General features: G+C 72.6%; 17 protein-coding genes. 10 read left to right on the top strand and 7 right to left on the bottom strand.

The window, feature by feature from the left end:
* Window positions 1-20 precede the first annotated feature (20 nt).
* Window positions 21-3059: a BTAD domain-containing putative transcriptional regulator gene (locus AB0447_RS08085; protein WP_366475701.1), complete on the bottom strand. Its 3039-nt coding sequence runs from the start codon at window positions 3057-3059 to the stop codon at window positions 21-23.
* Between the two features lie 179 nt (window positions 3060-3238).
* Entirely contained in the window at window positions 3239-3499 is a 261-nt protein-coding gene (locus AB0447_RS08080) for a hypothetical protein (RefSeq protein WP_366475700.1), read from the bottom strand.
* Between the two features lie 283 nt (window positions 3500-3782).
* Here AB0447_RS08080 and AB0447_RS08075 point away from each other — a divergent pair, with 283 nt between their 5' ends.
* Genes AB0447_RS08075 through AB0447_RS08055 form a run of 5 tightly spaced genes read left to right on the top strand, consistent with a single transcriptional unit; the run spans window position 3783 to window position 10576 of the window.
* Window positions 3783-4919: a CaiB/BaiF CoA-transferase family protein gene (locus AB0447_RS08075; RefSeq protein WP_366475699.1), complete on the top strand. Its 1137-nt coding sequence runs from the start codon at window positions 3783-3785 to the stop codon at window positions 4917-4919.
* A complete protein-coding gene (locus AB0447_RS08070) occupies window positions 4919-5944 on the top strand; it encodes an LLM class F420-dependent oxidoreductase (RefSeq protein WP_366475698.1) in 1026 nt (341 codons plus the stop codon). Before AB0447_RS08075 ends, AB0447_RS08070 begins: the two co-directional genes overlap by 1 nt.
* 10 nt (window positions 5945-5954) lie before the next feature.
* Window positions 5955-7097 (top strand): acyl-CoA dehydrogenase family protein, encoded by a 1143-nt coding sequence (locus AB0447_RS08065; protein WP_366475697.1) that lies wholly within the window; start codon window positions 5955-5957, stop codon window positions 7095-7097.
* A gap of 37 nt (window positions 7098-7134) precedes the next feature.
* A complete protein-coding gene (locus AB0447_RS08060) occupies window positions 7135-8349 on the top strand; it encodes an acetyl-CoA C-acetyltransferase (RefSeq protein WP_366475696.1) in 1215 nt (404 codons plus the stop codon).
* A gap of 55 nt (window positions 8350-8404) precedes the next feature.
* Window positions 8405-10576, top strand: a complete 2172-nt coding sequence (locus tag AB0447_RS08055; RefSeq protein WP_366475695.1) for a 3-hydroxyacyl-CoA dehydrogenase NAD-binding domain-containing protein — start codon at window positions 8405-8407, stop codon at window positions 10574-10576.
* 33 nt (window positions 10577-10609) lie between these two features.
* Here AB0447_RS08055 and AB0447_RS08050 read toward each other — a convergent pair whose 3' ends face one another.
* Window positions 10610-11335: a MerR family transcriptional regulator gene (locus tag AB0447_RS08050; RefSeq protein WP_366475694.1), complete on the bottom strand. Its 726-nt coding sequence runs from the start codon at window positions 11333-11335 to the stop codon at window positions 10610-10612.
* Between the two features lie 87 nt (window positions 11336-11422).
* Between AB0447_RS08050 and AB0447_RS08045 the strand changes: the two genes are divergently transcribed.
* On the top strand, window positions 11423-13267 hold the full coding sequence (locus AB0447_RS08045) for an AMP-dependent synthetase/ligase (protein ID WP_366475693.1): 1845 nt from the start codon (window positions 11423-11425) through the stop codon (window positions 13265-13267).
* Between the two features lie 61 nt (window positions 13268-13328).
* On the opposite strand, the gene sph is transcribed toward AB0447_RS08045, so the two are convergent.
* A complete protein-coding gene (gene sph / locus AB0447_RS08040; protein WP_366475692.1) occupies window positions 13329-14324 on the bottom strand; it encodes a sphingomyelin phosphodiesterase in 996 nt (331 codons plus the stop codon).
* 166 nt (window positions 14325-14490) lie between these two features.
* Between sph and AB0447_RS08035 the strand changes: the two genes are divergently transcribed.
* Window positions 14491-15342, top strand: coding sequence for an oxygenase MpaB family protein (locus AB0447_RS08035; RefSeq protein ID WP_366475691.1), 852 nt, complete (start codon window positions 14491-14493; stop codon window positions 15340-15342).
* 58 nt (window positions 15343-15400) lie between these two features.
* On the opposite strand, the gene AB0447_RS08030 is transcribed toward AB0447_RS08035, so the two are convergent.
* The 3 genes from AB0447_RS08030 to AB0447_RS08020 all read right to left on the bottom strand — a co-directional run bounded on the left by AB0447_RS08030 (window position 15401) and on the right by AB0447_RS08020 (window position 18671).
* Window positions 15401-16948 carry a M1 family metallopeptidase gene (locus AB0447_RS08030; RefSeq protein WP_366475690.1) on the bottom strand — a complete coding sequence of 516 codons (1548 nt, stop codon included), beginning with the start codon at window positions 16946-16948 and terminating at the stop codon, window positions 15401-15403.
* A gap of 112 nt (window positions 16949-17060) precedes the next feature.
* Window positions 17061-17948, bottom strand: coding sequence for a hypothetical protein (locus tag AB0447_RS08025; protein ID WP_366475689.1), 888 nt, complete (start codon window positions 17946-17948; stop codon window positions 17061-17063).
* Window positions 17949-18044: 96 nt separating this feature from the next.
* Entirely contained in the window at window positions 18045-18671 is a 627-nt protein-coding gene (locus AB0447_RS08020; protein ID WP_366475688.1) for a LysE family translocator, read from the bottom strand.
* A 53-nt stretch (window positions 18672-18724) separates the two neighbouring features.
* Between AB0447_RS08020 and AB0447_RS08015 the strand changes: the two genes are divergently transcribed.
* From AB0447_RS08015 to AB0447_RS08005, 3 genes are all read left to right on the top strand, one after another.
* Complete coding sequence (locus AB0447_RS08015) at window positions 18725-20200, top strand: PLP-dependent aminotransferase family protein (protein WP_366475687.1); 1476 nt, start codon at window positions 18725-18727, stop codon at window positions 20198-20200.
* A 325-nt stretch (window positions 20201-20525) separates the two neighbouring features.
* Complete coding sequence (locus tag AB0447_RS08010) at window positions 20526-21389, top strand: hypothetical protein (protein WP_366475686.1); 864 nt, start codon at window positions 20526-20528, stop codon at window positions 21387-21389.
* Between the two features lie 67 nt (window positions 21390-21456).
* Window positions 21457-23895 carry a Tex family protein gene (locus AB0447_RS08005; RefSeq protein ID WP_366475685.1) on the top strand — a complete coding sequence of 813 codons (2439 nt, stop codon included), beginning with the start codon at window positions 21457-21459 and terminating at the stop codon, window positions 23893-23895.
* The last annotated feature ends 52 nt before the right edge of the window (window positions 23896-23947 follow it).

Here is a 23947-nt window from a genome sequence, read left to right as displayed (position 1 = left end):
GGAGCGGGCCGGTAACCGGCTCACCACACGAGGGATTCCGCCTGCTCACGGGCCTCCAGCTCGGTGAACACGGCCAGAGCTTCGGCACGGAGCACGGCCGCCTCCGCGTAGGCCTCCTCCGCCTCGCGCACCTCCGCGAGATCACGCATGGCCCGCGCCCTGAAGAGGGGTACCCCGAGCGGCTCCCAGACGCGCAGCGCATGGAGCAACGGCCCTGCGGCCTGCTCGGGGCGGCCCGCCGCGATATGGAACTCGCCGAGCGTGCGCAGCACCATGCCCTCGCCCAGGGTGTCGTGGTGGGCCCGGCAGACGGCCAGGGCGTCCAGGAGCGGAGGCAGTGTGGCGGTGCCGAGGCGGATCCGGGTCTTGGACAGGGCTTGCCGGGTGTAGGCGATCATCAGCTCGTCGCCCAGGTCCTGCAGCATCCCGAGCGCCTGTTCGAACAGGTGCTCGGCGGCAGGGTGGTTGCCGAGCGCGCGGTGGACCAGGCCCGTGGTCCGCAGCGTGAGCGCCACGCCCCGGCGGCTGCCGAGCCGACGGTAGGCGCTGTGCGCTTCCTCGAGCGTGGTCAGGGCCTGCTCGTGGCGGCCCTGCTCCAGGTCGACCGAGGCTGCGAGACGGGAGGCGTATCCCAGCCCTGCATCGTCGCGGGAGACACGGAACCCTTCCGCAGCGCGGGAGAGCGCGGCGCGGGCGGCGGCGAACCGCCCCTGTTCACGGTGGACGCTGCCGGTCCCGGCGAGCACGACGGCCAGGCCCCGCAGATCGTCCGTCTTCTCCACGAGGGCCCTGGCCTGTTCGAAGTACGTCAGGGCCTCGCCGTAGCGGTCCTGGGAGTAGCGCAGTTGCCCGAGACCGGCGAGCAGCATCGCCTCTCCGGAGCGGTCCCCGGCACGCCGGGTGGCCGCGATGGCCGCGTCGTGCGTACGCCACCACTCCTCGAAGCGGTTGGCCACGCCGAAGGAGGAGGAGCCGAGCGCGAGGGCCACTTCGCGCGCGGGGAGGTCGAGGTCGAGGGCTGCGGCCCGCTCCACGGCGGCCACCAAGGCCGCCGCCTCGGACTCGTACCATGCGGCAGCGTCCTCGGCGACTGGTGCTCCGGCCCGCGCCGTCGTGTAGTGGGCGCACATCTCGAGCTCGCCGGAGGGGGCTGCCGCGGCATGCCGGCGGATCAGCCAGAGCCACGAACCGAGCGCGCGGGTGGCGGCGTCCCTCACCAGCTGGGGGGCGTCCTCGGCGGCCGCCCGCTCGGCGGCGTACACCCGGTGCAGGTCGTGCAGCCGGTAGCGGAGCCCGGCGCCGTGTCCGCCCGACGCGACGGACAGCAGGTGGGCGTCGGTCAGCCGCTCGACGGTGTCGTCGGCGGTGCGGGGGTCGGTGTCCAGCAGGGCCGTCACGAGCCAGGGCGCGAAGTCCGGTACGCCGAGGGCGCCCAGGAGGCGGAAGGCACGGCGGGCCCGGTCGTCCAGGGCTTCATAGCTGAGAGCCACGCTGGCACGGACGGCGATGTCTCCCACGGCCAGTTCGTCGAGGCGCCGGTGCTCGTCCGAGAGCCGCTCGACCAGGGTGTGCAGGGTCCAGTGGCGGCGTGTGGCCAGGCGCGCCCCGGCGGTCCGCAGGGCGAGCGGCAAATGGCCGCACAGCCGGGCAATGGACTGGGCCGCGGCGGGCTCGGCCGCGACCCGTTCCGCTCCGGCCACCCTGGCGAGCAGGGCGACGGCCTCGGCGGGGCCGAGGACATCGAGTTCGAGGCGGTGCGCACCCGTCAGTGCGGGGAGCCTGCTGCGGGAGGTGACCAGGACGGCGCAGGAGGCGGCACCCGGCAGCAGCGGGCGGACCTGTGCCTCGGAGTCGGCGTCGTCCAGTACGAGCAGCATCCGGCGGCCCGCAAGGGTGGTGCGGTACAGGTCCACGCGCTCGTGCAGGCTGTCGGGGACCGGTCGGCCGAGGGCGCGCAGGAACCGGGCGAGCACCTCTTCGGGGGTGGCGGGGGTGGTGGCGCCGCTCAGGTCTGCGTAGAGGTGGCCGTCGGGGTAGGCCTGGGCCGTCCGGTGTGAGGCTTCGACGGCGAGCGCCGACTTGCCCACCCCGCCGGTACCGGAGACGACGCAGACGGGCAGGGCGGTTCGGGTGGAGGGAGTGTCCCCGCCCGCGCCGACGAGGTGGCGCACCAGCTCCGCGAGAGGCCGGGCGCGGGCCGTGAAGTCCGCGGTGGCCGGCGGGAGGAGGGCCGGCACGGGCACCACTTCCGGGACGCCTGCACCGCGCTCTCCGCCCGTTTCGCCTTCCGCTTCACCGCCGCACGCGGCGGTCGGGGCCGACGCGTGGCCGGTGGGGTCGCCGCCCGCCCGGAGGATCGACACGTGAAGGGCCTGCAAGTCCGGACCGGGCTCGACGCCGAGCTCGTCGGCGAGCGCTTGCCGCCCCTGCGCGAACACCTCCAGGGCCTCGGCATGCCGGCCGGCCCGGTGCAGGGCCAGCATGAGGTGTCTCCTGGCGCGCTCGCGCGTCGGGTGGGCGGCGACAAGGGCCTGCAGCTCGGCGAGATCAACCGGTGTGCCCGCGTCGAGCTGCGCCTGAGCCCGCTGCTCCATCACGGCCAGGCGTTCCTCGTCCAGGCCGGCGGCAGCGGCGCCGAGAGCCACGCCGATCCCTCCCAGTGCCGGACCACGCCACAGGCCGAGGCCTCGGGTGAACAGCGCGGCGGCCTCTGCGTGTCGGCCGTCCGCGGCCGCCTCGCTGCCCTGGGCGGCCAGCTCCGCGAAGCGGTCCCGGTCCGTCCCGGCGGGTGCCACCCGGATCCGATACCCGGCCGGCCTGGTCTCGATCACATCACCGAGGGCGCGGCGCAGTGCCCACACATACGTCTGGACCAGGGTCCGCGCGCTGTCGGGAGGAGAGTCGCCCCACACCCTGTCGATCAGCGTCTCGGCCGACACCACCTGTCCGCGCTCGAGCAGCAGTGCCGCGAGCAGTGCCCGCGGCTTCCTGCCCGCGATGGCCAGCTGTCCCCCGTCACGCCATGCCTCGACCGGTCCCAGCAGCCGGAACTCGGTCATCGGCAGGTCCCCCCGGGCATTGCGCCCACCCCCTGTTGTCAACGCAATGATCAAGATAGTGGAGGGGGCTCAGGGCGGACAGGGCGGAATCCGGACCGCATTCGGGGCATGGCGGCGGCCGCCGCAGCATCGGGATGAAGGGAACCTCCCGGCGGCGACGTGCCGTAGCGGTCGGACGTCTACCCGCAGCAGCTGATGAAACCCTCTCCTGCGCCGCCGCCCCGGTCCACGGGCTCCCTCGGCCCGGTCAGCAGCCCGCTCTCCGCGGTGAACCGAGGGAGCTGCCCGCGCAGCACCGTCGCTCCGAACAGCGCGACGCTCAGCAACAGTTCGACCGGTTCCTGCTCGCTCGCCTGCCGGACCCGGGCATGCTCGCGGCGCAGCCGGTCGAGGAGCGCGCCGCCGTGCCGTGTATGCCGGGCCAGCATCCACTGCAGCATGGCGACGCCGCCCGCGAGGAGGATTGCGAGGTACGTGAGGAACGGCCCCCGGCCCGGTCTCCCGACCAGCGAAGGCCACGAGGGGAGCGGCGCCGAACTGAGGAGACCCCAGGCGGCTACAGGGCAAAGGTTGCCTGATGTGGCACTAGGAGCAGACCGCCGGAAGGCGCAACGAGGCAAAACGACTAAGCGCTTGCTCTTGTGCTGAGTGGAACGCGTTCCTAGCATCGCTGGTGTTACATCGGTTGTGTCACACAGTCGCGACGCGGACGCTGGGGGCTCGATGGCAGGGACAGGGAACGGCCCGCTGGCCGGGCTGCGGGTGGTCGAACTGGCGGGGATCGGCCCCGGCCCCTTCGCCGCCATGCTCCTCGCCGACCTCGGCGCCGACGTCGTACGGGTGGACCGGCCCGGCGGCGGCGGGCTCGCCGTCAACCCCGCCTACGACGTCACCAACCGCAACAAACGCTCCGTACTGATCGACCTGAAGGCCCCCGAAGGGCCCGCCCGGGTACTGGACCTGGCCGAGCGGGCCGACGTCCTGATCGAGGGGTTCCGGCCCGGGGTCGCCGAGCGGCTCGGGGTCGGCCCGGCCGACTGCCACGCCCGCAACCCCCGGCTGGTGTACGGCCGGATGACCGGCTGGGGCCAGGACGGCCCGCTCGCCCACACCGCCGGCCACGACATCGCGTACATCGCCGTCACCGGCGCGCTGGGCATGATCGGCAACCCGGGCGAGCCCCCGGCCGTCCCCGCCAACCTGGTCGGCGACTACGCGGGCGGCTCCCTCTACCTGGTCATCGGCGTCCTCGCGGCCCTCCAGCACGCCCGCACCCCCGGCGGCACCGGCCAGGTCGTGGACGCGGCCATCGTCGACGGCACCGCCCACCTCACCGCGATGATCCACGGGATGATGGCGGCCGGCGGCTGGCAGGACCGGCGCGGCGCGAACCTGCTCGACGGCGGCTGCCCCTTCTACGGCACCTACGAGACCGCCGACGGCCAGTACATGGCCGTCGGCGCGCTGGAGCAGCAGTTCTACGACACCTTCACCGAGCTGCTCGGGATCGCCGACCGGGCCCCCGCCCGCAAGGACCTGGCCCGCTGGGGCGAGCTCCGCGAGGCCGTCGCCGCCCGGTTCAAGACCCGCACGCGCGACGAGTGGACGGCCGTCTTCGAGGGCACCGACGCCTGTGTGGCCCCGGTGCTCTCCCTCCGCGAGGCGCCCGAGCACCCGCACCTCGCGGCCCGCGGCACCTTCACCGAGGCCGCCGGGATCGTCCAGCCCGCCCCCGCACCCCGGTTCTCCGCCACCCCGGCCGTGGTCACCGGAGGCCCGGCCCTGCCCGGCGCGGACACCGAGGCGGTCGCGCGAGACTGGGACGTACCGGCGCTGGCCGGGCCCGGGAAGGACGCCTGATGGAACTGTCCATGCTGCTCGACTACGCGGGCGATCCGCGCCGCGCCGCCGACGAGGCGGCGGCGCTGGAGGCCGCCGGGCTCGACGCCGTCTGGGTCGCCGAGGCCTGGGGCTTCGACTCGCCGACGATCATGGGGTATCTGGCCGCCCGCACCGAGCGGATGAAGATCGGCTCCGCGATCCTCAACGTCTACTCCCGCACCCCCGCACTCATCGCGCAGACCGCCGCCGGACTGGACGCGATGTCCGGCGGCCGGGCCCTGCTCGGCCTCGGCGCCTCCGGCCCGCAGGTGATCGAGGGCTGGCACGGCAGGCCGTACGACCGGCCGCTCGGCCGGACCCGGGAGACGGTCGACCTGTGCCGCCGGATCTGGCGCCGCGAAACCATCGACAACCACGGCATCACCGACATGCCGCTGCCGCTGGAGAAGGGCGGCCGGCACGGCAAGCCGCTGAAGATCCTCACCCGGCCGGAGCGCCCGGCGATTCCCGTCTACATCGCCTCCCTCGGCCCGGCCAACGTGGCGCTGACCGCGGAGGTCGCCGACGGCTGGCTGCCCACCCTGTTCCTCCCCGAAAAGGCCTCGGCCGTGTGGGGGAGCGCGCTGGCCGAGGGGGCGGCGAAGCGGTCCGCCGAACTCGGACCGCTGCAGACCGTGGCGGGCGGACTGCTCGCCATCGGAGAGGACGCGGCCGCCGTACGGGACCTGGCCCGCCCGCAGATCGCGCTGTACGTCGGCGGCATGGGCGCCGTGGGCAAGAACTTCTACAACGACCTGGCCGTCGCCTACGGGTACGGGAAGGAGGCCAGGGAGATCCAGGAGCTCTACCTCGCCGGCCGCAAACGGGACGCGGCGGCGGCCGTACCCGAGGAGTTCTGCGAGCTGATGACGCTGTGCGGGCCCGAGGGCTACGTACGCGAGCGCATCGAGGCCTTCCGGGAGGCGGGCGTGACCATGCTCAACGTCACGCCCGTCGGCCCCGAACCGGCCAGGATCATCGAAACCGTCAGGAACTGGCTGTAGGGGGCCCGGTATGAAGCGCCGGATTTTCGAGGCGGAGCACGAGGCGTTCCGCGAGACCGTACGCACCTTCCTCACCAAGGAGGTGGCGCCGTACTACGAGCAGTGGGAGAAGGACGGCATCGTCAGCCGCGAGGCCTGGCGGGCGGCCGGCCGGCAGGGGCTGCTGGGCCTGGCCGTGCCGGAGGAGTACGGCGGCGGCGGGAACAGCGACTTCCGGTACGCCGCGGTGATCGCCGAGGAGTTCACCCGGGCGGGCGCCGCCGGCCTGGCCATCGGCCTGCACAACGACATCATCGGCCCCTACCTGACCTCGCTGGCCACCGAGGAGCAGAAGCGCCGGTGGCTGCCCGGGTTCTGCACCGGCGAGACGATCACCGCCATCGCCATGACCGAGCCGGGCGCCGGCTCCGACCTCCAGGGCATCCGGACCAGCGCCGAGGACCGGGGCGACCACTGGCTGCTCAACGGGTCCAAGACCTTCATATCGAACGGGATCCTCGCCGACCTCGTCATCGTGGTCGCCCGCACCACGCCCGAGGGCGGGGCGCACGGCCTGTCCCTCCTGGTGGTCGAGCGCGGTACGGCCGGCTTCGAACGCGGCCGCAACCTCGACAAGATCGGCCAGAAGGCCCAGGACACCGCCGAACTGTTCTTCAACGACGTACGCGTCCCCAAGGAGAACCTGCTCGGCGAGCTCAACGGCGCGTTCGTCCACCTGATGACGAACCTGGCGCAGGAGCGGATGGGCATCGCCATGGCCGGGATCGCCGCCGCCGAGTACCTGCTGGAGATCACCACGCAGTACGTGAAGGAGCGCGAGGCCTTCGGACGGCCGCTGGCCAAGCTCCAGCACATCCGTTTCGAGATCGCCGAGATGGCCACCGAATGCGCGGTGACCCGCACCTTCCTCGACCGCTGCATCGTCGACCACTCCAACGGGGAACTCGACCACGTGCACGCCTCGATGGCCAAGTGGTGGGCCACGGAACTCCAGAAGCGGGTGGCCGACCGCTGTCTGCAACTGCACGGCGGCTACGGCTACATGACCGAATACCGGGTCGCCCGGGCCTTCACGGACGGCCGCATCCAGACCATCTACGGCGGCACGACCGAGATCATGAAAGAGATCATCGGCCGTTCCCTGCTCGGCTGACCTCCCCCCTTTTAGAAACCTCCGAAAGGCTTGACCAGTGAGCACCGAAGCGTACGTATACGACGCGATCCGCACCCCGCGGGGCCGGGGCAAGGCCAACGGCTCCCTGCACGGCACCAAGCCGGTCGACCTGGTGGTGGGCCTCATCCACGCCCTCCGCGAGCGCAACCCCGGGCTGGACCCGGGCACCATCGACGACATCGTGCTCGGCGTGGTCGGCCCGGTCGGCGACCAGGGCTCCGACATCGCCCGGATCGCGGCCATCGCGGCCGGACTCCCCGACACCGTGGCCGGCGTACAGGAGAACCGCTTCTGTGCCTCCGGCCTGGAGGCCGTCAACCTGGCCGCCGCGAAGGTCCGCTCCGGCTGGGAGGACCTGGTCCTGGCCGGCGGCGTGGAGTCCATGTCCCGCGTCCCGATGGCCTCCGACGGCGGCGCCTGGTTCAACGACCCGATGACCAACTGGGACGTCAACTTCGTCCCGCAGGGCATCGGCGCCGACCTCATCGCCACCATCGAGGGCTTCTCCCGGCGCGACGTGGACGAGTACGCCGCCCTGTCCCAGGAGCGCGCCGCGACGGCCGTGAAGGAGGGCCGCTTCGCGAAGTCCGTGGTCCCGGTCACCGACCGCAACGGCCTGGTCGTCCTGGACCACGACGAGTTCATCCGCCCGGGCACCACCGCGGACACCCTCGCCAAGCTGAAGCCGTCCTTCGCGGACATCGGCGACCTCGGCGGCTTCGACGCCGTCGCCCTGCAGAAGTACCACTGGATCGAGAAGATCGACCACGTCCACCACGCGGGCAACTCCTCCGGCATCGTCGACGGCGCCTCGCTCGTCGCGATCGGCTCCCGCGAGGCGGGCGAGCGCAACGGCCTCGCACCCCGCGCCCGGATCGTCTCGGCGGCCGTCTCCGGCTCCGAGCCCACCATCATGCTCACCGGCCCCGCCCCCGCCACCCGCAAGGCCCTCGCCAAGGCCGGACTGACCATCGACGACATCGACCTCATCGAGATCAACGAGGCCTTCGCCGGCGTCGTCCTGCGCTTCGTCAAGGACATGGGCGTCTCCCTCGACAAGGTCAACGTCAACGGCGGAGCCATCGCGCTCGGCCACCCGCTCGGCGCCACCGGCGCGATGATCCTCGGCACGATCGTCGACGAACTGGAGCGCCAGGACAAGCGCTACGGGCTCGTCACCCTCTGCGTCGGCGGCGGCATGGGCGTGGCCACCGTCGTCGAACGCATCTGATCCGTCCTGATCCCTGATCCCACCTCTGACCCGGACCGACACGAAAGTAGTGAACATGAGCGAGTCCACCACGATCCGCTGGGAACAGGACGAGACCGGCGTCGTCACCCTGGTCCTCGACGACCCCGACCAGTCCGCCAACACGATGAACCAGGCCTTCAAGGACTCCATCGCGGCCATCGCCGACCGCGCCGAGGCCGAGAAGGACTCCATCCGGGGCATCATCTTCACCTCCGCCAAGAAGACCTTCTTCGCGGGCGGCGACCTCAAGGACATGATCCGGCTGCGCCCCGAGGACGCACAGCTCGCCTTCGACACCGGCACCGCCATCAAGCGCTCGCTGCGCCGCATCGAGACCCTCGGCAAGCCGGTCGTCGCCGCCATCAACGGCACCGCCCTCGGCGGCGGTTACGAGATCTGCCTGGCCTCCCACCACCGGATCGCCCTGGACGCCCCCGGCACCAAGATCGGCCTGCCCGAGGTCACCCTGGGTCTCCTCCCGGCCGGCGGCGGCGTCACCCGCACCGTCCGCCTGATGGGCATCGCCGACGCGCTCCTCAAGGTCCTCCTCCAGGGCACCCAGTACAACCCGCAGCGCGCCCTGGACAACGGCCTGGTCCACGAACTGGCCGCCACCCCCGAGGAGATGATCGCCAAGGCGCGCGCCTTCATCGACGCCAACCCGGAGTCGAAGCAGCCCTGGGACGTGTCCGGCTACCGGATCCCCGGCGGCACCCCCTCGAACCCGAAGTTCGCCGCCAACCTGCCCGCCTTCCCGGCCAGCCTGAAGAAGCAGCTGAACGGCGCCCCCTACCCGGCCCCGCGCAACATCCTCGCCTGCGCCGTCGAAGGCGCCCAGGTCGACTTCGAGACCGCCCTCACCATCGAGGCCCGCTACTTCACCGAGCTGGTCACCGGCCAGACCGCGAAGAACATGATCCAGGCGTTCTTCTTCGACCTCCAGGCCGTCAACGCCGGCCGCAGCCGCCCGCAGGGCATCCCGCCCCGCAAGGTCACCAAGGTCGCCGTCATCGGCGCCGGCATGATGGGCGCGGGCATCGCCTACTCCTGCGCCAAGGCGGGCATCGAGGTGCTCCTCAAGGACGTCAGCGTCGAAGCCGCCGAGAAGGGCAAGGCGTACTCCGAGAAGCTGCTCGACAAGGCCCTGGCCCGCGGCCGTACGACGGAGGCCAAGCGGGCCGAGCTGCTGGACCGGATCACCCCGACCGCCGACATGACCGACCTCGCCGGATGCGACGCCGTCATCGAGGCCGTCTTCGAGGACGCCGCCCTCAAGCACGGCGTGTTCCAGGACGTCCAGCAGTACGTCGCCCCCGACGCACTGCTCTGCTCCAACACCTCCACGCTGCCCATCACCGGCCTCGCCGAAGGGGTTTCGCGGCCCGCCGACTTCATCGGCCTGCACTTCTTCTCGCCCGTCGACAAGATGCCGCTGGTCGAGATCATCAAGGGCGAGCGCACCGGCGACGAGGCCGTCGCCCGCGCCTTCGACCTGGTCCGCCAGATCGCCAAGACCCCCATCGTGGTCAACGACTCGCGGGGCTTCTTCACCTCCCGGGTCATCGGCCAGTTCATCAACGAGGGCGTGGCGATGGTCGGCGAGGGCATCGAGCCCGCCTCCATCGAGCAGGCCGCCGCCCAGGCCGGCTACCCGGCCAAGGTGCTCTCCCTGATGGACGAACTGACCCTCACCCTCCCGCGCAAGATCCGCAACGAGACCCGCAAGGCCTTCGAGGCCGAGGGCCGCGCCTGGACCGAGCACCCGGCGGACGGCGTCATCGACCGCATGGTCGACGAGTTCGACCGCCCCGGCCGCAGCGGCGGGGCCGGCTTCTACGAGTACGACGAGACCGGCAAGCGCGCCCGCATCTGGCCGGGGCTGCGCGAGCACTTCGCCAAGCCCGGGTACGAGATCCCGTTCGAGGACATGAAGGAGCGGATGCTCTTCTCCGAGGCCCTGGACACCGTCCGCTGCCTCGACGAGGGCGTGCTCACCTCCGTCGCCGACGCCAACATCGGCTCCATCATGGGCATCGGCTTCCCCGCCTGGACCGGCGGCGTGATCCAGTACATCAACGGCTACGAGGGCGGCCTGGCCGGCTTCGTGGCCCGCGCCCGCGAACTGGCCGCCACGTACGGCGAGCGGTTCACCCCGCCCGCCTCCCTCGTCGAGAAGGCCGAGCGCGGCGAGACCTTCACCGACTGACCGAAAGCAGGATCCGACGCGGGCGGCGTTCCCTCACTCCTCCGGGGCGAACGCCGCCCGCAGCTCGTCCCGCAGCGACCGCTGGAAGGCGGTCACCAGCGCCTGCACCACCATCGGCTGCATGTGCGCGGACAGCGCCTTCATCGACTCCACCCGCTCCGGGTCGTCCTCCCCTTCGGTGAACGGCCCCCACACCTCGTCCCGGAACAGCCGGGTCAGCTCGTGCGCCGTGCTCCGGGCGTGGTCCACCAGCACCGTGCGCGCCGCCACGATCGTCTCGTGCGCGATCGGTACGTCGAGCAGTGCGACCCCCAGCCGCAGCAGCCCCGGCTCCACCCGGAAGCCCGCGCCCGCCGCCGCCAGCACGTTCATCGCCGTCAGCCGCCGGATGTCGGTGTCGGACAGCACCCGCCCGGCCCGCCGCTCCAGCTCCTCCCGCGAGGTCTCCTCCGCCGCGTCCGGCGCCCAGCTGGCCACCAGCGCCCGGTGGATGGCCAGGTCGCGGGCGCTCAGGTCGTCCGGCAGCGCGTCCAGATAGCGCTCGATCGCCGACAGGGTCATGCCCTGGTGCTGGAGCTCCTCGATCAGCGCCAGCCGGGACAGGTGCTCCGGCCCGTAGTGGCCCACCCGACGGGGTCCGATCACGGGAGGGGGCAAAAGCCCGCGCGTGCTGTAGAACCGTACGGTACGGACGGTGACCCCGGCTCGCGCGGCGAGTTCGTCCACGGTGAGCGTGGGCTCCTGCGCCTGGGTGCTCATCGGCTGTGCCTCGCTCTCTGATCACTGCGCCTCAGGTTCAACAGTATTGCTGTCGCACCAACGATGTGAAACGGCCAGGAGCTGCCCATGACGACGAACCTGCGACTGCCCGCACCCGCCGACGAGCTCACCCTCCCCGCGCTGCTCGCCCGCAACGCCGCCGACCACCCCGAGCTGCCCGCGCTGTCCTGGCGCGAGGGGGACGGCTGGTCGACCCTCACCTGGTCCGAGGTCCGCCGCAAAGTGGCCGTCCTCGCCTCCGGCTACGCCGCTCTCGGCGTGGAACGCGGAGACCACGTCCTGATCATGATGGGCAACCGGCCCGAGCACTGGCTCAGCGACCTCGCCCTGGTCCATCTCGGCGCCGTCCCGGTCACCGTGTACGGGACCTCCGCGCCCGAGCAGATCGCCCACATCGCCCGGCACAGCCGGGCCCGGGTCGCCGTCGTCGAGGGCGCCCGCGAACTGGCCCGCTGGGAACCGCTGCTGGACGATCCGGACACCCCGCTGGAACGCCTGGTGGTGGCCGAGCCCGCCGACGCCGGCAGCCACCGCAGCTACGGCTCGCTGCACGCGAGCGGCGCCCGGGTGCACCGCCCCGACACCTTCGAGAAGGCCTGGCAGGAGACCCGGCCCGAGGACCCGCTCACCGTCGTCTACACGTCCGGCACCACCGGCGACCCCAAGGGCGTACGGCTCACCCACCGCAACATCATGCTGCAGGCGGTCCGCCTGGACCGGCACGTGGACCTGCCCGAGCACGCCGAGCACATCTGCTACCTGCCGTTCGCGCACATCGCGGAGCGGATCCTGGGCATCTACCTGCCGCTGCTGCGGGCGGCACACGTCCGGCTGTGCGCCGACCCCGCCGCCGTCTCGGCGGCCGTGCGCGAGCTGCACCCGGTCCAGTTCTTCGGCGTGCCCCGGGTCTGGGAGAAGCTCGCCGCGTCGGTCCGGGCGGTCCTCGCGCAGCTGCCCGAGGAGCAGCGCACCGCCATCGAGGCGGCCAACGACCTCGCCCGCGAGCGGGCCGGGTACCGCGAACGCGGCGAGGAGGTCCCCGCCGAGGTCGCCGAGGCCTACGGGCGGGCCAAGGAGCGGGTGCTGGACCCGCTGCTGGGCCTGGCCGGACTCGACCGGCTGGTGTGGACGGCCAGCGCCACCGCGCCGATGCCGATCGACGTGGTCCGCTTCTGGGCCGGCTGGGGCATCACCATCATGGACGCGTGGGGGCTCACCGAGACCTCCGGAGTCTGCACGGTCAACAGCCCGGACGCGTTCCGGCTGGGCTCGGTGGGCCGGCCCATCGAGGGCCTGGAGCTGCGGCTGGCGGCGGACGGGGAGATCTTCACCCGCGGCGCGACCGTGTTCGGCGGCTATCTGCGGCCCGACGGAACGGTGGAGAGCGCCGCCGACGCCGAAGGCTGGTTCCCCACCGGGGACATCGGCCGCCTCGACGAGGACGGCTTCCTCTGGCTGACCGACCGCAAGAAGGAACTGATCATCACCTCCACCGGCAAGAACGTCTCGCCGGCGCTGGTGGAGAACACCGTCAAGGAGCACCCGCTGATCGGCCAGGCCCTGGTGCACGGCGACGGCCGCTCCTACCTGGTCGCCCTGCTGGTCCTGGACGCCGAACTGGCCCCCGCCTGGGCGGCGGCCCGGGGCATCGAGGACACCTCGCCGGCCGCACTCGCCGCCCACCCCGCGGTCCGGGAGGAGATCGCCCGCGCCGTCGAGGTCGCCAACGCCCGCCTCAACCGCACCGAGCAGATCAAGCGGTACCGGCTGCTCGTGGAGGAGTGGGGGCCGGAGTCGGGTGAGCTGACCCCCTCCCTGAAGCTGCGCCGGCGGGTGGTGCGCGCGAAGTACGCGGAGCTCATCGACGGCCTGTACGAGGGGCCGTACGCGGGGCCGTTCGAAACCGTGTGAGGTGCCTACGTCCGGCCGCGGGTCCTGCCCGCGGCCGGCGGCACCTGGTCCGGGGTGCTGTCTAGCGCCCGATCACCGGGTAGTGGTCACTCAGGTTCGTGTACGTGTAGGAGGTGCCCCAGCTGGAGACGGTCCAGGGAGCCGACTGCTCCTTGACCACGTCGTTGGCCCAGCCGGCCGGCCGCGCGTGACCCGCGCGGTGCAGGACGTAGTCCAGGTCCTCCCGCGGATCGGTCGGGTAGCGGTCCTTCGCGATCGAGTTGTCCTGGGTGTCGAAGGAGTACGGGTGGCCGGTGCGCGCATCGGCGCCGGCCAGGCCCGCGTCCGCCAGCATCGTGTTGTACTCCGGGGTGTGCGAGTCCACGTTCAGGTCGCCCGCCACGATGACCTGCTCGTTCGCCGGGATGTTCTTGGCGTCCAGGAAGGCGTCGATGTTCTTGAACTGGCGGCTGCGCATCTGCGCCGCCTCGCCCGCCGAGCAGCCCGGGTCGGTGGACTGCGCGTGCGTGCCCACCACGTGCACCTTCGCGCCGTTCACGTTCAGGACCACGTACGCGAAGCCCTTGTTGGACCACCAGTCCGCGCCGCAGGCGTCCTTGTAGACGTACTGCTCCTTGCGCACGATCGGCCACTTGCTCAGGACCGTGACGCCGCCGTCCTCCGGGGTGGTGGAGGAGTACGCGCCGCCGGTGGCGTCCCAGCCGGTCTTGCTGCGGCCGACGACCGGGGTCTGGTACGGGTACTGCGCGGCCGAATTGGCCTTCAGCGCGTCGGAGGCCGAGTTGTCGAAGGCCTCCTGGATCACGACCACGTCGTGGCCCTGGTAGAAGGAGGTCCTCGGTATCGCCGCGGCCCGGTGGTCCTGCCCCCAGTTCGGGTACAGGCTCTTGCTGAACAGGAACACGTTGTACGACAGGACGCTGACCCGGGGGGTCGCGTCCGCGGCCTGCTCGGCGGCGGAGGCGGCCGGGGTGGCGGTGGCTGCCAGTGCGGCGGCGGCAACGGCCGCGACGGCCGTGGCGGCGGCCCGGTTGCGGAGGTGCTCGGTGAGCGGCATGCGGTCTCCATCATTCCTGTGGGGAAGATCGACCGCGCCATCAAAGCAGCCGCAGTTACCTCTGGGTAACACCCGTGCACCGGGAATCTGGACGGACCGTGGCCATACTGGGAGAGGGAGATCGCCGATCGAGATCACCGCCCCGCACCGGATCGGGAGGAAGCACGTGAAGCAGGACCCCGAGCCGCCCCCGCCCGGAGGCGTGCTCTGGACCATCTCCGGGGACATCCGGCAGCTGCTGATGCTGCCCCCGGCCTTCACCATGCAGGTCGCCCACCCGGCGATCGGCGCCGGAGTGGACCGGTACTCGGTCTTCCGCACCGATCCCTGGGGCCGCGGCGAACGCTCCATCCGCTCGGTCCAGCTGTGGGTGTACGGCGGCGAGGAGGCCGCCGCCGAGGGCCGCCGGGTGCGCCGGCTGCACAAGGACATCCAGGGCACCGACACCCGCGGCCGCCCCTACCACTCCCTGGACCCGGCCTGCTACTCCTGGGTGCACGCCACCGGCTTCCCCGTGTACCGGCACGCGGCCCGCTACCTGTACCGCCGCTTCACCCCGGAGCAGGAGCGGCAGCTGTACCGGGAGTGGCTCCAGGTCGGCCGGATCCTCGGCATCCGCGACCGCGACATGCCGCAGACCATCGAGGAGTTCTGGCCCTACTACCGCAAGATGCTGGCGGAGGAGCTCGAACTCACCCCGGTCGCCCGCGAGTTGCTGGCCACCGACCTGCCGCTGCCGCGCCCTACCGGTGGCCCGCTCGCGGTGCGCGTCCTCACCCGGCTCGCCTGGCCGGTGCTGCGCACCCTCTTCCTGCGCTTCCGGGCGTTCGTCACCGTCGGCTACATGCCGCCCGACGCGCGGGACGCGCTGGGCCTGGAGTGGACCCCGGCCCAGGAACGCCGGCTCCGCCGGTTCAGCGCCGTCGTACGGACGCTCGTACCGCTGCTGCCGGAGCGGTGGCGGTACCTGCCGGTGGCGCGGGAGGCGCGGGCCCGGTGGCGCGCCGCCACCCGCTGAGGGCGGCGGCGCGCGCTTTCACGCCACGTCGGCGTCGGCGTCGGCGTCAGCGTGGGCGTCAGTGGCCGTGGCCGTGGCCGTGCTCGTGCTCGTGCTCGCGCTCGTGCACCGTGTCGGTCGCGGCGATCTTCTTCCAGGACCTGGGCTCGGCGGCCGGCTTGGCCGGAGCGGAGAAGGCGCCGCGCGGCTTCGCGGTCAGCGTCTTCGGAACCGGGCCGGTGGCCGGCTTGCCCGCCGTGTACAGCCAGGTGTCGAACAGCGCGGTGAGCGGCTTGCCGGAGATCCGCTCCGCGTATCGCACGAAGTCACCGACCTTCGCGTTGCCGTACTTGCGCTCCGTCGGCCAGCCCTTCAGGATCTCGAAGAACTTCCGGTCGCCGACCTCGTTGCGCAGCGCCTGCACGGCGAGCGCACCCCTGTCGTACACCGCGGCGTGGAACTGGTTCTCGGCGCCCGGGTCACCCGGCTTGACCTGCCAGAACGGGTCCTCCGCCGGGCGGGTGGCGTACACCCAGTCGGCGAGCTCCTGCGCAGTGCCCTCGCCCTCCTTCTCCGACCACAGCCACTGGCTGTAGCGGGCGAAGCCCTCGTTGACCCAGATGTCCTTCCAGTTGTCGACGGACACGCTGTCCCCGTACCACTGGTGGGCCAGCTCGTGCACGACCACCGAGACGTTGGCGCCGTTCGCGAACTGGCGCGGGCTGTAGAACGGCCGGGTCTGCGTCTCCAGCGCGTAACCGCTGGTCACGTTCGGCACGTAGCCGCCGAGCGCGTTGAACGGGTACGGGCCGAACACCCCCTCCAGCCACTCCGCGACCTCGCCGGTCCGCTCGATGCTCGCGCGCGCCGCACCGTCGTTGTCGCCGAGGTCCTTGCTGTACGCGTTGAGGATCGGCAGCCCGCTCGCGGTCTTGTCCGTGGTGATGTCGAACTTGCCGATGGCGAGCGTGGCCAGGTAGGTGGCCTGCGGCTTGTTGGACCGCCAGTTGTACCGGGTCCAGCCGAGCCGCGAATTCTGCGACTGGAGCACGCCGTTGCTGATGGCCTGGGTGCCGTCCGGCACATTGACCGACACGTCGAAGGTGGCCTTGTCGAGCGGGTGGTCATTGCTCGGGAACCACCAGATCGCCGAGTCGGGCTCCTGCGCGGCCACGCCGCCGTCCGGCGTACGGTGCCAGGCGGTCCAGCCGTCCACCTTCAGCTCGGAGGGCTTGCCCGCGTACTTGACCACCACGGTCAGCGGCTTGTTCTTCGCCACCGGCGCCGCCGGGGTCACCTCCAGTTCCTGGGTGCCGGAGGTCGCGAACTTCGCCTTGATGCCGTTGACCCGCACCTCACTGACCTTCAGCCCGAAGTCCAGGTTGAAGCGGGACAGGTCCTGCTTGGCGGTGGCGAGCAGGGTGGCGGTGCCCGTCAGCAGGTCCGTCTTCGGCTGGTACTGCAACCGCAGGTCGTAGTGCGAGACGTCGTATCCGCCGTTGCCGCTGGCCGGGTAGTAGCTGTCACCGATACCCGGCGCCCCAGGACCGGCACTGGCCGCCGACGCCGGGATCACCAGCAGAAGGGAAGCGGCGAGCACGCTCGGGGCGATGACTTTGCGGTGCACGAAAAGCTCCAAGGGGTAGGGGGCGCTGTTCCGTTCGAACGTATTCACCCCCGGCGCCCCGCGTCATGTCCATGGCCCCGGCTGTCACATGATCGCCATCTGGACGCAAGGATCACGCCGTTGGGGGAAGCGACTCGGCCGTCACGGCCGCGACGAACCGCTCCACACCCTCCGCGCTGCTCCCCAGGAACAGGTTCGGCTCGATGAGTTCCAGTTCCATCACCACCGGGTCCCCGGCCCCGTCCAGCGCCAGGTCCACCCGGGCGATCAGCGGGGCGTCCGGCGACGGCACTGCTGCCAGGGCCGCCCGGGCGGTACGGATCTCCGCCTCGCTCGGCCGGTACGGGGCGGCACCCGGGTGCGCCTCCCGGTCGTTGTCGATCACACCGGGCTCGGTCAGCAGCGGACCCTTCCGTATCGCATGGCTGAAGGTGCCGGAGAAGAACACCAGGGCGCGTTCCCCCCGTTCCACGCCCGGCAGATATGGCTGGATCATCACGGTCCGGCCCTGGTCCAGCAGCATCCGGGCATGGCGTGCGGCGTCCGCGGTCCGGCCGGACTCGTAGCGGGCGGTGTCCCGGGCGCCGGCGGACACGGAGGGCTTGACCACCACCCCGTCGGCCGCATCGAGATCCTCCTCGCGGAACCCGTCACCCGGGGCGAGGAACCGGGTCGGCACGACCGGCACGCCCGCACCGGCGAGGTCCAGCAGATAGCGCTTGTCGCTGTTCCAGCGCACCACCGGCGCCGGATTCTGCAGCCGGGTGGCGTCGGCCGCCCGGTCGGCCCAGGCCAGGAACTCACCGAGGCGGTCCGTGTAGTCCCAGGTCGACCGGACGACCGCCAGATCGAAGCTGCCCCAGACCCCCGGCTCCGCATCCCAGGCCACCGCCTCCGCGGCGGTGCCGCCGGCCCGCAACGCGTCCACGATCAGCGGGAGATCGGCGTCCCGCTTCAGACCTTCTTCGCTCGTGACGATCGCGATCCTGCCGGTACCCATGCATCTCCCCCTGTGGCCGCCTGTACTGCCCGGCCACTCTTCCACACGGGCACCGGCGGACCTGGGACGGGCCGGGGCGGATCGCCGCGGCCGCGGTCAGATGCCGCCTGGCAGGGCCGCGAGTGCGCCGAGCGTCACGTAGATGCCGCCCACCGCCCAGTGCTGCCGGGCCAGAGCGCGCGGGCTGCGGCTCAGCCACCGGCTCAGCAGGCCGCCCGCGCAGGCGTAGCCGATGTCGAGCAGGACGGCGAGGAGCAGGAACACCGCGGCCAGCAACTGCATGTCGGCCCGCGGGGCGGCCGCATCGGGCCGCACGAACTGCGGCAGGAAGGCCAGGAGGAACAGGGTGACCTTCGGGTTGAGCAGGTTCACCAGCGCCCCCTCGGCATAGGCGCGGCGCAGCCGGACCGGCGGGCGCTGCGCCGGGTCGAGGAGGACCGCACCGCCGCGAAGCGCCCGCACCCCCAGGAACAGCAGGTACGCCACCCCCGCGTACTTGAGGACCAGGAACGCGGCGGGGGAGCCGGTGATCAGCCCCCCGACACCGGACACCGCCAGGGCGAGGTGCACCAGGGTGGCGCTCTCCACCCCGGCGGCCGTGGCCAGTCCGGCCCGGCGGCCCTGGGCGGCGCTGCGGGTGACGATCAGGATCAGGTTGGGGCCGGGGACCAGGATGACGGCTGTGGCGGCCAGGAGAAAAGCCAGGAGTGCGCTGCTGTCCATGCGTCTAGCCTGGCCGGGCGGGTGTCCGTACGCCCGGACCAATGGAGGTGGAAGTGGACCGTTCCGCGGCACGCGTCTGGTCGCCGGCCGAACTGGACGGCGTCCTGGGCGGCTGGTCGGCCGCGCCCGGCCCGCTCTACCGCCGGCTCGCCGACGCCCTGCATGCGGCCGTCCGTACGGGAGACCTCGCGCCCGGCGACCGGCTGCCCGCGGAACGCGCGCTGGCCGCCGCGCTGGGCGTGAGCCGGGCGACCGTCGTGTCCGCGTACGACGTCCTGCGCGGGAGCGGCGCGGCCGACAGCCGCCGGGGGAGCGGCACCCGGATCACCCGGCTGCCTCCGACCGCCCTCCGGCCGGCGGACGGGCGGGTACGGGGCGGCACTTCGGCCGCGCTGGTGCAGCGGCTCATCGACGGCGCGGGGGGCCCGGCGGCCGCCCGCCCGGCGGGCGAGGTGATCTCCCTCTCCGTCGCCGCCGAGGGCGCCGCGCCCGAACTCCGCGACGCCCTCGGCGAACTGCTCGCGGACGGCGGCCTCGACGCCCTGCTGGCGCACTCCAGCTACCACCCCGCCGGGCTGCCCGAGCTGCGGGCGGCGGTGGCCGGCCGGTACACGGCCCAGGGGCTGCGCACCACCCCGGAGCAGATCCTGGTCACCACGGGCGCGACCCAGGCCCTGGCGCTGGCCGCCCAGCTGTACGTCCGGCGGGGATCGGCGGTGGTGGTGGAGACGCCGAGCTGGCCGGGCTGTCTGGACGCGTACCTGGCGGCGGGGGCCCGGCCGCGCCGGGTCGGCCTCGACGAGGACGGGGTCCGGGTCCGGGAGTTCCGCACGGCCCTGCCGGGCGCGGCGCTCGCGCACCTCACCCCGACCTTCCACAACCCGACCGGCGTGCTGATGTCCGCGGCGCGGCGGGAGCGGATCGCCGCGCTGGCGGCGGCCGAGGGGGTGCCGCTGGTCGAGGACCTGGCGTACGACACCCGGCTGTGGGACACCCCGGAACCCCCGCCGGTGGCGGCCTTCGCGCCGGCCGGCGCGGACGTCCTCACCATCGGCTCGCTGGCCAAGACGGTGTGGGGCGGCCTGCGGATCGGCTGGCTGCGCGGGCCGGCGGCCGCGGTGGAACGCCTGGCCCGGCTCAAGACCCTGGCGGACCTGGGCAGTCCGCTGCTGGACCAGGCCCTGGCCGTGCGGCTGCTGCCACGGGTCGATGCGGTGCGGGCGGGGCGGGCGGTGACCCTGCGGACCCGCCTGGGCCTGCTGGAGTCCTTGCTCTCCGCCGCCCTGCCCGGCTGGACCTGGACCCGGCCGGCCGGCGGCGCCGCACTGTGGGTCTGCCTCCCGGACGGTGCCGACGCGTCGGTCTTCGCGCAGGTCGCCCTCCGCCACGGCGTCGAACTGATCCCGGGCTCCACCACGGACCCCTCCGGCAGCCACGACACCCACGTCCGCCTCCCCTTCACCTTGCCGGAGCCCCGGCTGCGGGACTTGGCGGCACGCCTTGCCGAGGCGTGGGGTGGCTATCGGTAGCGGTAGCGGTAGCGGTAACGGTAGCTGGGCCGGCCGCTGCGCGGGCCTTTCCCCACCCCGCCCCTTCCCGCTGTGCCGGATATGCGGCTCCGCCGCGTGGGGGCTCCGCCCCAGACCCCGCTCCTCAAACGCCGGAGGGGCTGGGATTCGCTGCGCAAATCCAGCCAGCGCGGCGTTTGAGCGCATCCGGTCGCGAAGCGCCGGACCGGGGGTCTGGGGGCTTTCCCCAGTTCGGGAAGGGGCGGGGTGGGGGAAGGCCCCGCGCAGCGGGCCGACCGGGAGCCCGGGGTTCACGGCGTACTAAGCAGTCGGTAACCTGCGGCGCATGACACTTGAGCCGCGAGCCGCCCGCCGTGCCTGGCACAGCGCCATCAACCCGCTCCACTCCACCGTCTACTTCTCGCCCGACAGCGCCAAGGAGCTCGGCGCCCTCGGCATCACCCACCCCGTCGCCGTCAACCTCGCCGCCCGCTCCGCCGCCATGGGCGCCGTCGGGGCCGGCACCGTTGCCGCCGCCTTCTACAACTACCGGTACGACCGGATCGCCCGGCACATCCCCGCCGTCTGGGACACCGCCACCCCCGAGCAGGTCATCGCCGCCCGCTACCGGGCCGCCGACGCCACCCTGCGCAGGCTGCTCGGCCCGGAGACCATCGCCTCCGACGAACTCGCCGAGGCCGCCGAACTCGCCCTGCGCGCCACCGAGGCGTGCAGCCGGCACGGCCGCGCCCTCTACTCCGCCCACGCCGACCTCCCCACCCCCGAGGAGCCGCACCTCCGGCTCTGGCACGCCACCACCCTGCTCCGCGAGCACCGCGGCGACGGGCACGTCACCGCCCTGCTCACGGCCGGCCTGGACCCGCTGGAGGCCCTCGTCAGCCACAGCGCCACCGGAAAGGGCTTCTCCCCGAAGTGGCTGAAGGCCACCCGAGGCTGGGACCAGGACGACCTCGACGCCGCCTCCGCCCGGCTGCGCGAGCGCGGGCTGCTCGACGAGGACGGCGAACTCACCGAGGCGGGCCGGGACCTTCGCGAGCAGCTGGAGGCCGAGACCGACCGGCTGGACGCCGCCCCGTACGCGCACCTCGGCGCGGCCGGCCTGGCCCGACTCGCCGAGCTCGGCGGCGGCTTCGTCCTCAAGGCCGTCACCGCGGGCGCCTTCCCCGGCGACCTCTTCGGCAAGGCCTGACCCCTCCCGTCGGTGCCACCTGCCACAATTGGCGGCTCCAGGCACAGACAAAGGCGGGACCGAGAACGTGACGACGTCCATCGAAGGCAGGATCGCCGAGGAGCTCGGCGTACGGGAGCGGCAGGTCAAGGCCGCCGTCGAGCTGCTCGACGGCGGCTCCACCGTGCCGTTCATCGCGCGCTACCGCAAGGAAGCGACCGAGATGCTCGACGACGCCCAGCTGCGCACCCTGGAGGAGCGCCTGCGCTATCTGCGCGAGCTGGAGGACCGCCGCTCGGCGATCCTGGAGTCCGTACGGGAGCAGGGCAAGCTCGACGCCGAGCTGGAGGCCCGGATCAACGCGGCCGACACCAAGGCCCGGCTGGAGGACATCTACCTGCCCTTCAAGCCCAAGCGGCGGACGAAGGCCCAGATCGCCCGCGAGGCCGGTCTGGAGCCGCTCGCCGACGGGCTGCTCGCCGACCCGTCCGTGGAGCCGGCCGCCGCGGCGGCCGCGTTCGTCGACGCGGACAAGGGCGTCGCCGACCCGGCCGCGGCCCTGGAGGGCGCCCGCGCCATCCTCACCGAGCGGTTCGGCGAGGACGCCGACCTGATCGGCGAACTGCGCGAGCGCATGTGGGGCCGCGGCCGGCTCGCCGCCAAGGTCCGCGAGGGCAAGGAGGAGGCCGGCGCCAAGTTCGCCGACTACTTCGACTTCGCCGAGCCCTTCACCGCCCTCCCCTCGCACCGCGTCCTGGCGATGCTGCGCGGCGAGAAGGAGGACGTCCTCGACCTCACCCTGGAACCCGAGGAGCCCGAGGCCGCGGCGACCCCCGGCCCGTCCACGTACGAGGGCATGATCGCCCGCCGCTTCGGGGTCGCGGACAGGGGCCGGCCCGGCGACAAGTGGCTGGCCGACACGGTCCGCTGGGCCTGGCGCACGAAGATCCAGGTGCACCTCGGCATCGACCTCCGGATGCGGCTGCGCCAGGCCGCCGAGGACGAGGCCGTCCGCGTCTTCGCCTCGAACCTGCGCGACCTGCTGCTGGCCGCGCCGGCCGGCACCCGCGCCACCCTCGGCCTGGACCCGGGCTTCCGCACCGGCGTGAAGGTCGCCGTGGTCGACGCCACCGGCAAGGTCGTGGCCACCGATGTGATCCACCCGCACGTGCCGGCCAACAAGTGGGACGAGTCCCTCGCCAAGCTGGCCCGGCTCGCCAAGGAGCACGCGGTCGAGCTGGTCGCCATCGGCAACGGCACCGCCTCCCGGGAGACCGACAAGCTGGCCGCCGACCTGATCGCCCGCCACCCCGAGCTGAACCTCACCAAGGTGATGGTCTCGGAGGCAGGCGCCTCCGTGTACTCGGCCTCCGCCTTCGCCTCCCAGGAACTCCCGGACATGGACGTGTCGCTGCGCGGCGCCGTCTCCATCGCCCGCCGCCTCCAGGACCCGCTCGCCGAACTCGTCAAGATCGACCCCAAGTCGATCGGCGTCGGCCAGTACCAGCACGACCTGTCCGAGGTGAAGCTCTCCCGCTCCCTCGACGCGGTGGTCGAGGACTGCGTCAACGGCGTCGGCGTGGACGTCAACACCGCCTCCGCGCCGCTGCTCTCGCGGGTCTCCGGGATCAGCGGCGGACTCGCCGAGAACATCGTCGCGCACCGCGACGCCAACGGCCCGTTCCGCAGCCGCAAGGCCCTCAAGGACGTGGCCCGGCTCGGCCCCAAGGCGTACGAGCAGTGCGCCGGCTTCCTCCGGATCCGCGGCGGCGACGACCCGCTGGACGGCTCCAGCGTGCACCCCGAGGCCTACCCGGTGGTCCGGGCGATGGGCAAGAAGGCGGGCGGCGAGGTCGCCGCGCTGATCGGCAACACCGCCGTGCTGCGCTCGCTGCGCCCCGAGGAGTTCGTCACCGAGACCTTCGGCCTGCCGACCGTCTCCGACATCCTGCGCGAGCTGGAGAAGCCGGGCCGCGACCCGCGCCCCGCGTTCAAGACGGCCACCTTCAAGGAGGGCGTCGAGAAGATCGGCGACCTGGCCGCCGGGATGATCCTGGAGGGCGTGGTCACCAACGTCGCGGCCTTCGGCGCCTTCGTCGACATCGGCGTCCATCAGGACGGCCTGGTGCACGTGTCGGCGATGTCGAAGACCTTCGTCAAGGACCCGCGGGACGTGGTCAAGCCCGGCGATATCGTCCGGGTGAAGGTCATGGACGTGGACATTCCGCGCAAGCGGATCTCGCTCACCCTCCGGCTGGACGACGAGGCGGCGGCCGGCGGTTCGGGCGGCTCCGGCTCCGGAACCGGCTCCAAGTCCCGGCAGGACCGCCAGGAACGCCAGGAACGGCAAGCCCGCCAGGACCGTCCGGAACGGAAGGACCGGCAGGACCGCCGTGGCCGCCCGCCGCAGCAGCGCGGCAACGGCGCCGGCCGCCGGGAGGGCACACCGCCGCCGCCCGCCAACAGCGCGATGGCAGACGCCCTGCGCCGGGCCGGCCTCACCGGCGGCGACGGCGGCCGCCGCTAGGTCGTCTCTTTCGGATCTTGCCGGTTAAGCCCGCGTTGTCCGGTGCCGTGCA

This window comes from Streptomyces sp. NPDC051211 (genome assembly GCF_040689505.1).
In the GTDB taxonomy this organism is placed as follows: Bacteria; Actinomycetota; Actinomycetes; order Streptomycetales; family Streptomycetaceae; genus Streptomyces.
Note: the sequence above shows the minus strand (reverse complement) of the source record. Positions and strands in the feature narration are given on the sequence as shown.

What these genes read in the sequence shown, in the direction of transcription:
- AB0447_RS08050 (WP_366475694.1), bottom strand. Translation starts at nt 11,335, where the DNA reads ATGAGCACCCAGGCGCAGGAGCCCACGCTCACCGTGGACGAACTCGCC.
- AB0447_RS08010 (WP_366475686.1), top strand. Translation starts at nt 20,526, where the DNA reads ATGACACTTGAGCCGCGAGCCGCCCGCCGTGCCTGGCACAGCGCCATC.
- AB0447_RS08085 (WP_366475701.1), bottom strand. Translation starts at nt 3,059, where the DNA reads ATGACCGAGTTCCGGCTGCTGGGACCGGTCGAGGCATGGCGTGACGGG.
- AB0447_RS08025 (WP_366475689.1), bottom strand. Translation starts at nt 17,948, where the DNA reads ATGGGTACCGGCAGGATCGCGATCGTCACGAGCGAAGAAGGTCTGAAG.
- sph (WP_366475692.1), bottom strand. Translation starts at nt 14,324, where the DNA reads ATGCCGCTCACCGAGCACCTCCGCAACCGGGCCGCCGCCACGGCCGTC.
- AB0447_RS08055 (WP_366475695.1), top strand. Translation starts at nt 8,405, where the DNA reads ATGAGCGAGTCCACCACGATCCGCTGGGAACAGGACGAGACCGGCGTC.
- AB0447_RS08070 (WP_366475698.1), top strand. Translation starts at nt 4,919, where the DNA reads ATGGAACTGTCCATGCTGCTCGACTACGCGGGCGATCCGCGCCGCGCC.
- AB0447_RS08075 (WP_366475699.1), top strand. Translation starts at nt 3,783, where the DNA reads ATGGCAGGGACAGGGAACGGCCCGCTGGCCGGGCTGCGGGTGGTCGAA.
- AB0447_RS08080 (WP_366475700.1), bottom strand. Translation starts at nt 3,499, where the DNA reads ATGCTGCAGTGGATGCTGGCCCGGCATACACGGCACGGCGGCGCGCTC.
- AB0447_RS08045 (WP_366475693.1), top strand. Translation starts at nt 11,423, where the DNA reads ATGACGACGAACCTGCGACTGCCCGCACCCGCCGACGAGCTCACCCTC.
- AB0447_RS08020 (WP_366475688.1), bottom strand. Translation starts at nt 18,671, where the DNA reads ATGGACAGCAGCGCACTCCTGGCTTTTCTCCTGGCCGCCACAGCCGTC.
- AB0447_RS08065 (WP_366475697.1), top strand. Translation starts at nt 5,955, where the DNA reads ATGAAGCGCCGGATTTTCGAGGCGGAGCACGAGGCGTTCCGCGAGACC.